The following is a 12991-nucleotide window of genomic DNA, read 5'->3' on the forward strand; positions in this document are numbered from 1 at the left end:
ATAGTCACCAACGTCGTCGGTTCCTTTTTGGGAGCCAAGAGGGAATGCGGTGCGGGCGAGGTTTCGCCCAATGCCGTGGCTGCCCCCGCAACTGTGTGCGGTAGTCCTCTCCATATGCCACTGAAGATTTTTCTTCGGGAAGGTGGGGAAGGGCGCTTATCCGCGAGCCAGGAGACCTGCCGGCGGCGAAAAGACTGACTTCTATGCCCTCGGGTGGAGGGCGAAAGGACTGGAAATGACCACTGCTACCGTCTCCCTCGGCGCCTCCGTCTCCTCGCAGTCGCGCTTCATGCAGCTCGCGCTCGCCGCGCTGCTCGGCATTTTCGTTGTCGGCTTTGTCGGCTTCTCGCACATCGATGCGGTCCACAACGCCGCCCACGATTATCGCCACTCGATGGCGTTTCCCTGCCACTAACTGGGATCTGACATCATGAACCTTTTTCGCAACGTCGTGTTCGTCGCGGCGATCGCGGGGCTCGTGGCCGGTGTCGTTCTTGCCTGCATGCAGGCCTACGCGACCGTTCCGCTGATCCTGAAAGCGGAAGTCTACGAACAGGCCGGCGGCGGCCATCACCACGACCATGGCGCGGCACCCGCCACAACCGAAACCGGCGCCGTGAGCACGGCCGCTCCGGCAGGCAATGCCATGAGTTCCGCCGCGCCGGCAGCGGAAGCAGCTGCTCCGGCAGCGGAGGATGAAGGCTGGGCGCCGGCCGACGGCTTAGAGCGTTTCGCCTTCAGCGTGCTTGCCAATATCGTCACCGGCATCGGCTTCGCATTGGTCCTGGTCGCGGTTTCGGAATTCGCAGGCGGCGTCGGCAACTGGCGCCAGGGCGTTTTCTGGGGTCTGGCCGGCTTTGCCGTGTTCACACTGGCGCCTGGCCTCGGCCTGCAGCCGGAGCTGCCTGCAATGCCGGCGGCCGATCTCCTGCCGCGCCAGATCTGGTGGTCGGCAACGGTGGCGGCAACCGCTATCGGCCTTGGCCTGATCGTGTTTCGCAGATCGCTGCCGTTGACCATCCTCGCGGTCTTGCTGATCGTCGCGCCGCACATTGTCGGCGCGCCGCAGCCCGACAGCTTCGAGACACCGATCCCGGAAGGCCTGCACCATCAGTTCGTGGTGGCGGTGACGGTGACAAATCTGGTGTTCTGGCTGGTGCTCGGCGCGGTCGTTGGCGTGGTTCGCGGGCGCTTCACCGGCACGGCGACCAGCCTGCGCGACAGCTTTGCCTGATCTGGGCAAGCTGACCTTCATCATCGGTGGTGCGCGCTCCGGCAAGAGCGCGCACGCCGAAAACCTGGTGGCGGCGTTGCCCTCGCCATGGGCCTATATCGCCACGGCGCAAGCCTATGACGACGAGATGCACGAGCGCATCGCGCTGCACCGCTCGCGGCGCGGCGAGGGCTGGTCGACCATCGACGCGCCACTCGACCTTGCCGAAGCCCTGGAGGCGTTGCCGGATGATCAGCCGGTGCTTGTCGACTGCCTGACGCTGTGGCTGACCAATCACATGCTGGCGGATCACGACGTCGAGGCCGCGTGCCGACGGCTGGCGGACGTTCTGTCGCGGCCGCGCGGGCCGTGGTTCGTGGTGTCGAACGAGGTCGGGCAAGGCATCGTGCCCGACAATGCGCTGGCGCGGCGTTTTCGCGACGACGCCGGTCGGCTCAACCAGCGGGTCGCCGCGGTCGCCGATACGGTGCTCCTGATGGTGGCGGGGCTACCGCTCAAGGTGAAATGAAATGACCGAAGACAAGGGCTCCAAAGACCGGGATGAAGAACGCCATCGCGCCAAGATGGCCAAGCGCAAGGCGGTGCAGGACGCCGAGGTCGCGGGCAAGACGATCGAGAAGGGGTTGCTGATCGTCAACACCGGCCCCGGCAAGGGCAAGACCACGGCCGCCTTCGGTCTCGCACTGCGGATGCTCGGCTACGGCAAGCGCGTCGGCGTCGTCCAGTTCATCAAAGGCAAATGGCACACCGGCGAGAAGGACGCTTTCGCCGCCTTCGGCGACCGGGTCGTCTGGCATGCGATGGGCGAGGGGTTCACCTGGGAAACGCAGGATCTGAAGCGCGACATCGCGGCCGCCGAAGCCGCCTGGGCCAAGGCCGTGGAATTGATTGGCGACCCCTCGATCAGCCTTGTCGTGCTCGATGAACTCAACATCGCGCTGCGCTACGATTATCTCGATCTCGACAAGGTGGTTGCCGCGCTCAAGGCTCGCCGCGAGGGCCTGCACGTTGTCGTCACCGGTCGCAACGCGAAGCCGGCGCTGGTCGAGGCGGCGGACCTGGTCACCGAGATGGGGCTGACGAAACACCATTTTTCCGCCGGCGTAAAAGCGCAGCAGGGCATCGAGTTCTAGAACACCAGGATTGCGATCACCGCGATCAGCCCAAACAGGCCAATCAGCAAATAGTCGGCGACACGATAAAGTTGGAGCGCCCGCCGGATGTCGCCGCTGTCGACATCGCGTCGTCCGCCTTCGCCCATGAAGACGTCGTCGACCACGACGCCGCCATAGCTGCGCGGCCCGGCGAGCGCGAGGCCAAGTGCGCCGGCCATGGCCGCTTCCGGCCAGCCGGCATTGGGCGAGCGGTGTTTTTTCGCGTCGCGCCGTACCGCCTGCCAGGCATTGCCGGGGTCGGTGCCCTTGACCAGGAAAGCGGCCAGCACAATCAGCACCGCCGTCAGCCGTGATGCCGGCAGGTTGATCCAATCGTCGAAGCGTGCCGCCGCCCAGCCGAAGGCCTCATGGCGTGGGGTGCGGTGGCCGATCATCGAATCGGCGGTGTTGGCGGCCTTGTAGGCGGCGCCGCCGGCCAGCCCGCCGACACCGGTCCAGAAGGCGGGGGCGACGATGCCGTCGGAGAAATTCTCCGCCAGGCTCTCGATCGCCGCCCGGCAGACGCCGGCGCGGTCCAGCGTTTCGGGATCGCGGCCAACGATTCGCGAGACGGCGGCTCGGCCCATGTCGAGGCCTCCGCTGTCGAGCGCGTCGGCGACGGCTTCGACGTGTTCGTAAAGGCTTTTCTGCGACAGAAGCGATGTCGCCAGAAGGACGGCAATGATCAATCCCAAGGGGACGAACCAGAGCAGGACAAGCTGCACGCAAAGACCTGCTGCCGCCGGCACCAGCACGATGACGAGAAGCGCCTGGACACCACGTTGGCGACGCAGCGCGTCGGGATCAGTGGCGCGGTTGAGCCTCAAGTCGAGAAAGGATATCAGCCTTCCGAACCACGTCACCGGATGGCCGATGGCGCGAAACAGCCAGTCGGGATAACCGAGGGCGAATTCGACAACCAATGACAGGAAAGCGATCAGGACTGACATGAAGCTTCTTGAAGGAGCGGTGGACCATGGTGGAAGTCTTGGCCGGGCAAGGGCGCTTTTCCCTAGTGCCGTGCTGCCGTTCGTCGACCTCTCGACCGGTATCAATCCGCACTCCTACCCGCTTTTCGACCTGCCCGCCACCGCCCTGTGGCGATTGCCGGAGGCCGTGCGTGGGCGCGAGCTCATAGAGATTGCAGCCAAGACCTACGGCGCGCCTTCCGCGGGAAACGTCGTGGCGGCGCCTGGTACGCAGATCCTGCTGCCGCGCGTGGCATCGTTGGTGCGGCCCGGCAAGGCATTGGTGCTGGCGCCGACCTATGCGGAACACGCAAGGGCGGCGGCGATTGCCGGGCACGAGGTGGTCGAGGTCGGCGATTTCGCCGCGCTGGCCGACGCAGACCTGGCCATCATCGTCAATCCGAACAATCCGGATGGGCGCATCATCGAGCGCGACCGGCTGCTTGCGCTGGCCGCCAAGCTGTGCGCCAAGGGCGGGCTGCTGGTCGTCGACGAGGCGTTCATGGATGTGGGCCCGCGCGAACACAGTCTCGCCAGCGATGTCGGCCAGGGCGGCATCGTTGTGCTGCGTTCCTTCGGCAAGTTCTTTGGTCTGGCCGGACTGCGGCTTGGGTTCGCGCTTGCCGATGCGCCAACGGCTGAACGGTTGGACACGCAGTTCGGGCCGTGGGCCGTCGCCGGACCGGCGTTGGAATATGGCATCCGCGCGCTCGCCGATCTCGGGTGGCAGGATGCGATGCGGGCGTCGCTGGTGGATGCGTCGGCGCGCCTCGATGCGCTGTTCGGCCGTTTCGGCGTTCGCGTCGCTGGCGGCACCACATTGTTCCGCTATCTCAGCCTCCCCGATGCCGGCGGCTTGTTTTCCGCGCTTGGCGAAAGAGGCATTCTGCTCCGGCATTTCTCCGGCCGGCCGCATGTCCTGCGCGCCGGCCTGCCGGGGAGCGAGGAGGAATGGCGCAGGCTCGAATCCGCGCTTGCCGATTGGGCGTCGCGGCGCGAGGATCGGTCGAAAGGTCAGAAACAATGATCCATGTCTGCTCGCTGGCGAAGATCGAGGAAACGGTGGCCAGGACCGGCGCCGACCGCATGCTATCGCTGCTTGCGGCCGGGACGGATGTGGTGCGTCCGGCCTCGATCCCTAGGGAAAACCACCTGCATCTGGTCATGCATGACATTGCGGTGGCGCAGGACGGCATGACCATGCCTGGCGAGGAGCATGTGCGCAACCTGCTCGATTTCGCGCGCCGCTGGGACCGGGCAAGGCCGATGGTGGTTCACTGCTATGCCGGCATCAGCCGTTCGACGGCTTCGGCCTACATCATCACCGCGGCGCTGGCGCCTAAGCGCAATGAGCTGGAACTGGCGCAGACGTTGCGCGCGCTGTCTCCTTCGGCGACGCCCAATCCGCGACTGATCGCGGTGGCCGACAAGCTGCTCGAGCGCAAGGGCCGCATGATTGAGGCGATCGAGTCGATCGGGCGAGGGGCCGACGCCTTCGAAGGCACGCCGTTCGCGCTCAAGATCGATATTTAGGCGGCTATTTCAGCCACTCCGCGAGCTTTGCCTTGCGCATGTCCCGCAGCAGGTTGATGAAGCCGTCGGCCTGATATTGCGCGGTCAATCGGCCTTTCTCTGCCGTTGCAATGCTGGCGTCGCCGACCACGCCGTTGGGGTTGAGATCCCCAGCGATCCAGGCGAAGGCATGCGTGCCGGTGTGGCGCAGCAGCGAGAAGTCCTTCTCGGCCTTGGCAACGTTGGAAATGAAATTGTCGGCCTTGCCCATGTCAACGAGATCCGGCCGGAAATGCAGCATCAAAGAGGTCTCGACATCGCCGCCATGGATGCCGTGGCGGTCCTCGAGCTCCGTGTACATGCCGGCCGGGCGGCCAAAGCGCTGCCAGCTGGTCTTCACCGCCAGCATCTTTTCGCGCACGCGCAGTTCGCGCGTGACGATGCCCATGATCTCCTCATTGCCGCCATGCGAGTTGACGACGATGAGCTTGCGCACGCCGGCGCGCGCGATCGACAGGCCAAGCTCGGTCCACGCCTCGATCAGCGTCGTTGCCGGCAGGGTCAATGTGCCCGGCGCGTGCAGATGCTCATTCGACTTGCCCACCGCCTGGACCGGCAGGATGCGGATGTCGAGGTCCTCGGGCAGGCGTGCGATCACCGTGTCGAGCATGCCGTTCATGATCGAGGTGTCGGTCGACACAGGAAGATGCGGCCCATGCTGCTCGATCGCCGCCAGCGGCAACACCGCTATCGTCGCCTCGGGATCGATCGAGGCATATTCTGATGTCCGGTAGTCGCCCCACCAGACGCGTCTTTTTGCTACGGTCATGTCATAATCTCTTTAATGGTCAGGGCAGACCTAGCGCGGCAGAGCTTGTCTGTCGATCACCCGGCCGCGATGGCCTCGACCTCGACCTTGAATTCGGGCCTGGCAAATCCGGAAACGATCATCAGCGTCGAGGCCGGCGCCGGGCTGGAGAACATACGGTCACGGACCTCCATATAGGGCCGCAGATGCGCACGGTCGGTGACGTAAGCGTTGATGCGAACGATATCAGGCAACCCCAGCCCGGCTTCGCCCAGGATCGCCGCGATGTTCTTGAAGCAGAGTTCGGCCTGCGCGCCGGCGTCTTCCGGTATCTGGTCGTCCGCCGTGATGGCGACCTGGCCCGAGCACAGCACCAGCCGCTTGCCGGCCGGCACCTCGACGCCGTGGCTGTAACGGGCAAAGGGTGGCTTGATCGATTTCGGGGTGAGAAACTTGAACATGGCAATCTCCTGGACACCGTCAGCCTAAGGCCGGATGCATTGCGCCATCAAGATGGCGGTGCATGTCGCCCGTGCGATTGTGGACAGGCGTTCAAAAAATAGGCACGATGCCCTTCGGTGCAGCACGACCTTTCCGGCTTTCGCAGATGGCTGTGGTGCAGGCGGGCGGGTCCCGGCGCGCGACGCCGGTGGCATGCGTCTTGCTTCTTGAATCTTTGGTGTCAAGCACGGCGCGCAACGCGCCGGTGCAAATAAAGGGCGGTGTTAATGTACGTGAAACAGAAGATTTCGGTAGCGGTCGTGGCTCTGCTTGCGGCCAGCACGCTAGGCGCGGCGGCGAATGAAAAAGTCACTTTCGGCACCAACTGGCTCGCCGAGCCGGAGCATGGCGGCTATTACCAGGCCGTGGCGGATGGCACCTATGCCGCCTGCGGCCTCGATGTCACCATCATGCAGGGCGGCCCGCAAGTCAGCGGCCGGCCGATGCTGCTCGCCGGCAAGATCGATTTCTACATGGGTGGCAATTTGCTATCGGCCTTCGATGCCGTCCAGCAAGGCATTCCGATGCGCGTTGTGGCGGCGGATTTCCAGAAGGATCCACAGGTCATCATGTCCCACCCCGGCGAGGGGCTCGATAAATGGGAAGACCTGAAGAACGCCGAGCAGTACATTCTGGGCGATGAAGGTGCGCAGACCTTCTTCCAGTGGATGGTCATCGAGCTTGGTTTCGACGCTTCAAAGCGCGCGCCCTACACCTACAACACCGCTCCTTTCCTCGCCAACAAGAAGTCGATCCAGCAGGGCTACGTCACTTCGGAGCCGTTCGCGGTCAAGAAGGAAGGCGGCTTCGTGCCGAACCAGTTCCTTCTCGCCGACTATGGCTGGGACACCTATTCGACCACGATCGAGGTGATGCAGGACACGATCGACAAGAAGCCCGAGGTGGTCCAGTGCTTCGTCGATGGCTCGGCCAAGGGCTGGTACAAATACCTCTACGGCGACAACAAGGCCGCCAACGACATGATTAAGAAAGACAACCCTGACATGACGGACGAGCAGATCGCCTTCTCGATCGAGCAGATGAAGAAGTTCGGCCTTGCCGATTCCGGCGACACCGAGAAGCTCGGCATCGGCGCCATGACCGATGCGCGGATCAAGAGTTTTTACGACAAGATGGTCAAGGCCAAGGTCACGCCCGCTGGCATCGACATCACGAAGGCCTACACGCTGGCCTTCGTCAACAAGGGAGTCGGGCTCGAGCTGAAGAAATAGGCCGGTCCCGGCATGATGAGGGAGAAGGTGGCGCAAGCGCCGGCCTTGGACGTCGCTCCGACCTTGCTGGCACTGCGTGGCGTCGGCAAGGTGTTTTCCAACGGCGTGACGGCACTCAGCGATGTCGATCTGACGATCCGGGAAGGCGATTTCCTCAGCCTGCTCGGACCGTCCGGTTGCGGCAAGTCGACGGCGCTGCGGCTGATCGCCGGCCTGTCGACGCCGACGTCAGGCGTGCTCGACTGGCGCGGCGGCGGCTCGCTCGACCGTGCCAATATCGGCTTCGTCTTCCAGGAGCCGACGCTGCTGCCCTGGGCCAGCGTCTTCGACAATGTCTGGCTGCCGCTCAGGCTGAAAGGCATTTCTCGCGCCAAGGCCGCACCGGCAATAACGGAAATGCTGGCGCGGGTTCACCTCACCGGTTTCGAAGACGCGGTGCCACGCGAGCTGTCCGGCGGGATGAAGATGCGTGTCTCGATCGCACGCGCCATGGTGACCAAGCCGCGCGTGCTGTTGATGGACGAGCCGTTCGCCGCGCTTGACGAGATCACTCGCTTCAAGCTCAACAACGACCTGCTGGAACTGTGGCAGGACGAGCGCTTCACCGTCGTCTTCGTCACCCACAGTGTGTTCGAAAGCGTGTTTCTGTCCAACCGCGTCGTCGTCATGGCGGCGCGGCCGGGCAGGGTGTTCGACGAACTCGCCATCGAGGCATCCTATCCGCGCGACGAGGCTTTCCGCACGTCGCCGGATTATGCAGCGCTGTGCCGGCAGGCCTCCGACGTTCTGGTCAATGCCATCAATTCAACGGCGGGCTCGCATCATGACGGTCATTGACGGCACGTTGAAACTCGACCCCGAGGAAGCGCGGCGCGTGCGCCAGGAGCGGCTCGAGCGGATCGGACGCTGGGTGCTGCCGCTGGCGATCATGATCCTGGCGATCTGGCTTTGGGACCGCATCTGCGTCTGGAACGAGATTCCGCAGTACATCCTGCCGCGGCCGGGCGTGGTGCTGTGGACGCTCTACAACGATGCCGGCCTGTTGTTCTCCGCGCTGCTGGTCACCTTGCGCATCACCTTCCTCAGCCTGCTCCTCGCGGTTGTCGGCGGGGTCGGGCTGGCGGTCTTGTTCGCGCAGTCGAAATGGGTGGAGATGTCGTTCTTCCCCTTCGCCATCGTGCTGCAGGTGACGCCGATCGTGGCGATCTTTCCGCTGATCAACATCTATGTTGACAACCAGACGACCAAGCTTCTGCTCTGCGCCTGGATCGTCGCCTTTTTCCCGATCCTGTCCAACACCACGCTCGGCCTCAACTCCGTCGACCGCAATCTGCGAGACCTGTTCAAGCTCAATGGCGCGACGCGCTGGCAGCAGCTGCGCTATCTCAGACTGCCGGCGGCGATGCCGTATTTTCTCGGCGGGCTGAAGATTGCCGGCGGCCTGTCGCTGATCGGCGCGGTGGTGGCCGAGTTCGTCGCCGGCGCCACCGGCCAGTCGTCGGGGCTCGCCTCGCGCATCATCGAGGCCGGCTACCGGCTGAATGCGCCGCGTTTGTTTGCAGCTTTGTTTCTGATTTCGCTGACAGGCATCCTGATCTTCCTCGTGCTGTCGCTGATTTCGCATCTCATTTTACGGCGCTGGCACGAGAGCGCGCTGAAGCAGGAGCGCTAGGTCCTTGATACCGAATACAGGTTCATACCGGCTCGCCAATGCCCGGCTTCACCAATCCCTGACGCCGGGCCTTGCCGCTGGTTACGACAATGATGGCTTTGCGCTCGCCGACATCGCTGTCGCCGATGGCAAGATTTCCAGCATCGCCGCGTATGCCGCATCGAAGGCACCCGCCGGCGCCATCAATCTTGGCGGCCGTATCGTGCTGCCGTGTTTCGTCGATTGCCACACGCATATCGACAAGGGCCATATTTGGCCGCGAAAGCCCAATCCCGACGGCAGCTTCATGGGTGCGCTGAACGCCACCGGCGCCGACCGCATGGCGCGCTGGAGCGCCGAGGACGTGGCGAAGCGCATGGATTTCTCGCTGCGCTCGGCCTACGCGCATGGCACCAGGGCGCTGAGAACCCATATCGACAGCGTCGCCCCTCAGGAGGAAATCTCCTGGCCAGTGTTCGAGACGATGCGCGACGCATGGCGCGGCCGCATCGAATTGCAGGGTGCCTGCCTGCTCGGCATCGAGGGCGTGCGTGACAGAAAATGGTTCGACAGGCTGGCCAAACGAGTGGCCGCCGCCAGGGGCGTGCTGGGTGTGGTCACCTATATGGTGCCGGACCTGGAGGAACTGCTCGACCACGTCTTCGCGCAGGCGACCAAGCACGGGCTCGACCTCGATTTTCACGCCGACGAGACCAACGATGTCGCCGCGATCTCGCTGAAGAAGATCGCCGAGGCAGCCCTGTGGAACGGATTCGAGGGCAAGATCCTCGTCGGCCATTGCTGCTCGCTGGCGCGGCAGCCCGATCTCGAGGTGCTGGACACGCTGGACAAGGTGGCGAAGGCCGGGCTCGCCATCGTGTCGCTGCCGATGTGCAATCTTTATTTGCAGGATCGACGGAGCTACGGCACCACGCCGCGCTGGCGTGGCGTGACTCTGCTGCACGAGATGAAGGCGAGGGGCATTCCGGTGGCCGTCGCTTCCGACAACACGCGCGACCCCTTCTACGCCTATGGTGATCTCGACATGCTGGAAGTCTATCGCATGGCGACGCGCATCCTGCATTTCGATCATCCGGTCGCCGACTGGCCGCAGGCGGTGACCGCGACACCGGCCAAGGTGATGCGGCTCGATGGCTTCGGCATGCTTGCCGCCGGCGGCGACGCCGACTTCATCCTGTTCAAAGGTCGAAGCTGGACGGAATTGCTGTCGCGGCCCGAATCGGATCGCATCGTCGTGCGCGCCGGACGCGCGATCGACCGGCAATTGCCCGACTATGCCGAACTCGACGAGCTGATGGTGGAATGATGGATGTTTCGGCGCTCAAACGCGATCTCGACGGGATAAAGCTCGACGACAATCCGGCGATCGTCCAGCAGAAGAGCCGCGACTTCTACTGGTACAGCCCGGTGCTGAAACGGCAGCTCGACCACGTCACCGGCGACCTCATCGTGACGCCGAAGACCGAGGCCGAACTGATCCGCGTGCTTGCCGCCTGTCACCGCCATGGCGTGCCGGTGACGCCGCGCGGCAGCGGCACCGGCAATTACGGCCAGGCAATGCCGCTGTCGGGCGGGGTGGTACTCAACCTCGCCGAGATGAACGAGATCAAGTTGATCGGCCCAGGCCGCGTGGTGACCGGACCCGGCGCGGTGCTGGCCGATATCGACAAGGCGACGCGGGCGCATTCCGGCCAGGAACTGCGGCTTTCGCCGTCGACCTACAACACCGCCTCCATCGGCGGCTTCATCGCCGGTGGTTCTGGTGGCATCGGCTCGATCAATTTCGGCGGGTTGCGGGATTTCGGCAACGTGCTGCGGCTGCGCGTGGTGACGATGGAGGCCGAGCCCAAGGTGCTCGAACTGACAGGCGAGAACCTGCACAAGGTGACCCACGCCTATGGCACCAATGGCATCATATCCGAGGTCGAGATGCCGCTGACGGCAGCCTATGACTGGATCGATGTCATCGTCGGTTTCGACGCCTTCATGGAAGCAGCCCGTTATGGAAACGCGCTGGCCTGCCAGGACGGCATCCTGACCAAGCTGATCACGCCGATCGCGGCACCCGTGCCGCAACTCTACTTCAAGCGGCACCAGAAATTTTTCAGGGAAGGGCAAAGCATCTGCGTCATCATGGTGGCTCGGCATGGGCTGGACGCCTTCCTGGCCTTTACGCGCCGCGCCGGGGGCGACGTGATCTTCAACGCTGCCCTTGCCGCGCCGGAGGAGAAAAAGGGCCTGCCGCCGGCCTACGAGCTGGCCTGGAACCACACCACGCTCAGGGCACTGCGGGTCGATCCGTCGATTACCTATCTGCAATCGCTCTATCCCTTTCCCGACCAGTTGGCGCTGGTCGAGAAGATGGATGCAATGTTCCCTGGCGAGGTGTTCTCGCATCTCGAATTCGTCCGGCTGGACGGCAACATCACCTGCTTCGGCCTGCCGCTGGTCAAGTTCACCACCGAGGCGAGGCTCGACGAAATCATCCGCCTGCATGAGGACAATGGCTGCCCGATCTTCAACCCGCACCGCTACACGCTGGAAGAGGGCGGCATGAAGCAGACCGACGCCGTGCAGTTGGCCTTCAAGCGCGAGACCGATCCGGAAGGCCTGCTCAACCCCGGCAAGATGATCGCCTGGGAAAACCCGGACTACGACTACCGTTCGGGCCGGACTTTTCTGTTCAAGGGGCTGCAAAAGGCAGGCTGATGAACATCCTCGTGCTCTACGCCCATCCGGTCGAGACCAGCTTCAATGCCGGCCTGCACCGGATGATCGTCGAGCGGCTGACGGCGGCGGGTCATACAGTCGACAACTGCGACCTCTACGCAGAGAATTTCGACCCGCGCCTGACGCGGGCGGAACGGCTTGGCTATCACGACCCGCGTGGACCAGGGGATGCGGTTGCCGGCTACATTCAGAGGCTGCAGGCGGCCGAGGCCCTGGTGCTGTCATTTCCGGTCTGGAACTACGGCTATCCGGCGATCCTGAAAGGATTTTTCGACCGCGTCTTCCTGCCCGGCGTGTCGTTCAAGCTGGTCGATGGCAAAGTGCAGCCGACGCTGCACAACATCCGTAAACTGGCGGCTGTCACCACCTATGGCGGCAGCCGGTTCCGCGCCATGGTGATGGGCGATCCGCCGCGCAAGGTCGTGAAGCGCATGCTGCGCGCGACGATCAAGCCCGGCGCTCCCGTCTCCTATCTCGCCCATTATGCGATGAACCTGTCGACCGACGAAACGCGCAAGTCCTTCATGACGAAGGTCGCGGCCAGCATGGATGCATTCTGATGCGTGCGCTTGTCGTCTATTGCCATCCGGTGCCGGAGAGCTTTTGCGCCGCGATCCGCGACACCGCCGTGGACGTGCTGACGCGTCGAGGCTGGGACGTGCGGCTGCTCGACCTCTATGCCGAGAAATTCGATCCGGTGATGAGCTGCGAGGAGCGGCGCAGTTACAACGACCATGCGCCGCAGGATCCGGCGCTGAAGCCGCATTTCGAACTGCTCAATTGGGCCGAGGCGATCCTGTTTGTCTATCCGACCTGGTGGTATGGGCTGCCGGCGATGCTGAAAGGCTGGCTCGACCGGGTGTGGGCGACCGACATCGCCTTCAAGCTGCCGGCGGGCAAGGGCGGGATCAAGTCGCTGATGACGCATGTCACCAAGGTCGGCGTCATCACCACCTGTGGTGCGCCAACCTGGTGGAGCGTCGTCGTCGGCCAGCCCGGACGCAAGACCTTGCTGCGCGGCATGCGGGCGCTGTGCGCCAGACGCTGCAAGACGTTTTTCCTTGCGCATTATTTGATGGACGCCTCGACGCCGGCGACGAGAGCGGCGTTTCTGGTCAAGGTGCGGGCGAAGCTGGAGCATTTTTGAGAGCAGCACTTGCCTTCTCCCACAAGGGGAGAA

General features: G+C 63.8%; 16 protein-coding genes and 1 riboswitch. Of the genes, 13 read left to right on the forward strand and 3 right to left on the reverse strand.

The genetic code is table 11. The annotated features are described in order from the left end of the window. Positions 1 to 199, forward strand: a riboswitch (cobalamin riboswitch). A gap of 36 nt (positions 200 to 235) precedes the next feature. From EN861_RS26765 to cobO, 4 genes are read left to right on the forward strand one after another with little or no spacing between them, the layout of a single operon-like run. Further along, positions 236 to 415: a CbtB domain-containing protein gene (locus EN861_RS26765; RefSeq protein ID WP_127280551.1), complete on the forward strand. Its 180-nt coding sequence runs from the start codon at positions 236 to 238 to the stop codon at positions 413 to 415. A gap of 15 nt (positions 416 to 430) precedes the next feature. Continuing rightward, entirely contained in the window at positions 431 to 1234 is an 804-nt protein-coding gene (locus EN861_RS26770) for a CbtA family protein (RefSeq protein ID WP_135866611.1), read from the forward strand. Then, positions 1227 to 1742, forward strand: a complete 516-nt coding sequence (cobU, locus tag EN861_RS26775) for a bifunctional adenosylcobinamide kinase/adenosylcobinamide-phosphate guanylyltransferase (protein ID WP_135866613.1) — start codon at positions 1227 to 1229, stop codon at positions 1740 to 1742. The genes EN861_RS26770 and cobU overlap by 8 nt, the downstream gene beginning before the upstream one ends. Before the next feature lies 1 nt (position 1743). Continuing rightward, a complete protein-coding gene (cobO, locus tag EN861_RS26780) occupies positions 1744 to 2367 on the forward strand; it encodes a cob(I)yrinic acid a,c-diamide adenosyltransferase (RefSeq protein WP_127871562.1) in 624 nt (207 codons plus the stop codon). On the opposite strand, the gene cbiB is transcribed toward cobO, so the two are convergent. Further along, entirely contained in the window at positions 2364 to 3338 is a 975-nt protein-coding gene (gene cbiB, locus EN861_RS26785; protein WP_135866615.1) for an adenosylcobinamide-phosphate synthase CbiB, read from the reverse strand. The genes cobO and cbiB overlap by 4 nt on opposite strands. Here cbiB and cobD point away from each other — a divergent pair. Together cobD and EN861_RS26795 are read left to right on the forward strand one after the other, a co-directional pair. After that, the gene (gene cobD / locus EN861_RS26790) at positions 3337 to 4383 is read left to right on the forward strand and encodes a threonine-phosphate decarboxylase CobD (protein WP_135866617.1); all 1047 of its coding nucleotides are present in this window, start codon (positions 3337 to 3339) and stop codon (positions 4381 to 4383) included. The genes cbiB and cobD overlap by 2 nt on opposite strands. After that, entirely contained in the window at positions 4380 to 4889 is a 510-nt protein-coding gene (locus EN861_RS26795) for a tyrosine phosphatase family protein (protein ID WP_135866619.1), read from the forward strand. The genes cobD and EN861_RS26795 overlap by 4 nt, the downstream gene beginning before the upstream one ends. 4 nt (positions 4890 to 4893) lie before the next feature. Here EN861_RS26795 and EN861_RS26800 read toward each other — a convergent pair whose 3' ends face one another. Both EN861_RS26800 and EN861_RS26805 read right to left on the reverse strand, forming a co-directional pair. Beyond that, entirely contained in the window at positions 4894 to 5697 is an 804-nt protein-coding gene (locus EN861_RS26800) for a creatininase family protein (protein WP_135866621.1), read from the reverse strand. A 56-nt stretch (positions 5698 to 5753) separates the two neighbouring features. Further along, positions 5754 to 6137: a RidA family protein gene (locus EN861_RS26805; protein ID WP_135866623.1), complete on the reverse strand. Its 384-nt coding sequence runs from the start codon at positions 6135 to 6137 to the stop codon at positions 5754 to 5756. A 267-nt stretch (positions 6138 to 6404) separates the two neighbouring features. On the opposite strand from EN861_RS26805, the gene EN861_RS26810 reads away from it, so the two are divergent. The 7 genes from EN861_RS26810 to EN861_RS26840 are packed head-to-tail and all read left to right on the forward strand — an operon-like array spanning position 6405 to position 12958. Then, complete coding sequence (locus EN861_RS26810; protein WP_135866625.1) at positions 6405 to 7409, forward strand: ABC transporter substrate-binding protein; 1005 nt, start codon at positions 6405 to 6407, stop codon at positions 7407 to 7409. 12 nt (positions 7410 to 7421) lie between these two features. Next, complete coding sequence (locus tag EN861_RS26815; RefSeq protein ID WP_135866627.1) at positions 7422 to 8246, forward strand: ABC transporter ATP-binding protein; 825 nt, start codon at positions 7422 to 7424, stop codon at positions 8244 to 8246. After that, a complete protein-coding gene (locus EN861_RS26820) occupies positions 8233 to 9081 on the forward strand; it encodes an ABC transporter permease (RefSeq protein WP_127871556.1) in 849 nt (282 codons plus the stop codon). The genes EN861_RS26815 and EN861_RS26820 overlap by 14 nt, the downstream gene beginning before the upstream one ends. Before the next feature lie 4 nt (positions 9082 to 9085). Beyond that, positions 9086 to 10387, forward strand: a complete 1302-nt coding sequence (locus EN861_RS26825; RefSeq protein WP_135866629.1) for a cytosine deaminase — start codon at positions 9086 to 9088, stop codon at positions 10385 to 10387. After that, positions 10387 to 11790, forward strand: a complete 1404-nt coding sequence (locus EN861_RS26830) for an FAD-binding oxidoreductase (RefSeq protein WP_135866891.1) — start codon at positions 10387 to 10389, stop codon at positions 11788 to 11790. The genes EN861_RS26825 and EN861_RS26830 overlap by 1 nt, the downstream gene beginning before the upstream one ends. After that, the gene (locus EN861_RS26835; protein ID WP_167531380.1) at positions 11790 to 12371 is read left to right on the forward strand and encodes an NAD(P)H-dependent oxidoreductase; all 582 of its coding nucleotides are present in this window, start codon (positions 11790 to 11792) and stop codon (positions 12369 to 12371) included. The genes EN861_RS26830 and EN861_RS26835 overlap by 1 nt, the downstream gene beginning before the upstream one ends. Then, entirely contained in the window at positions 12371 to 12958 is a 588-nt protein-coding gene (locus EN861_RS26840; protein ID WP_135866631.1) for an NAD(P)H-dependent oxidoreductase, read from the forward strand. The genes EN861_RS26835 and EN861_RS26840 overlap by 1 nt, the downstream gene beginning before the upstream one ends. Positions 12959 to 12991: the final 33 nt, after the last annotated feature.

Source organism: Mesorhizobium sp. M8A.F.Ca.ET.218.01.1.1, assembly GCF_004791165.1.
Taxonomy (GTDB): domain Bacteria; phylum Pseudomonadota; class Alphaproteobacteria; order Rhizobiales; family Rhizobiaceae; genus Mesorhizobium.

Coding starts and splice junctions, on each gene's coding strand:
- EN861_RS26765 (WP_127280551.1), top strand. CDS start 236: ATGACCACTGCTACCGTCTCCCTCGGCGCCTCCGTCTCCTCGCAGTCG.
- EN861_RS26770 (WP_135866611.1), top strand. CDS start 431: ATGAACCTTTTTCGCAACGTCGTGTTCGTCGCGGCGATCGCGGGGCTC.
- cobO (WP_127871562.1), top strand. CDS start 1,744: ATGACCGAAGACAAGGGCTCCAAAGACCGGGATGAAGAACGCCATCGC.
- cobD (WP_135866617.1), top strand. CDS start 3,337: ATGAAGCTTCTTGAAGGAGCGGTGGACCATGGTGGAAGTCTTGGCCGG.
- cbiB (WP_135866615.1), bottom strand. CDS start 3,338: ATGTCAGTCCTGATCGCTTTCCTGTCATTGGTTGTCGAATTCGCCCTC.
- EN861_RS26795 (WP_135866619.1), top strand. CDS start 4,380: ATGATCCATGTCTGCTCGCTGGCGAAGATCGAGGAAACGGTGGCCAGG.
- EN861_RS26800 (WP_135866621.1), bottom strand. CDS start 5,697: ATGACCGTAGCAAAAAGACGCGTCTGGTGGGGCGACTACCGGACATCA.
- EN861_RS26805 (WP_135866623.1), bottom strand. CDS start 6,137: ATGTTCAAGTTTCTCACCCCGAAATCGATCAAGCCACCCTTTGCCCGT.
- EN861_RS26810 (WP_135866625.1), top strand. CDS start 6,405: ATGTACGTGAAACAGAAGATTTCGGTAGCGGTCGTGGCTCTGCTTGCG.
- EN861_RS26815 (WP_135866627.1), top strand. CDS start 7,422: ATGATGAGGGAGAAGGTGGCGCAAGCGCCGGCCTTGGACGTCGCTCCG.
- EN861_RS26820 (WP_127871556.1), top strand. CDS start 8,233: ATGACGGTCATTGACGGCACGTTGAAACTCGACCCCGAGGAAGCGCGG.
- EN861_RS26830 (WP_135866891.1), top strand. CDS start 10,387: ATGGATGTTTCGGCGCTCAAACGCGATCTCGACGGGATAAAGCTCGAC.
- EN861_RS26835 (WP_167531380.1), top strand. CDS start 11,790: ATGAACATCCTCGTGCTCTACGCCCATCCGGTCGAGACCAGCTTCAAT.
- EN861_RS26840 (WP_135866631.1), top strand. CDS start 12,371: ATGCGTGCGCTTGTCGTCTATTGCCATCCGGTGCCGGAGAGCTTTTGC.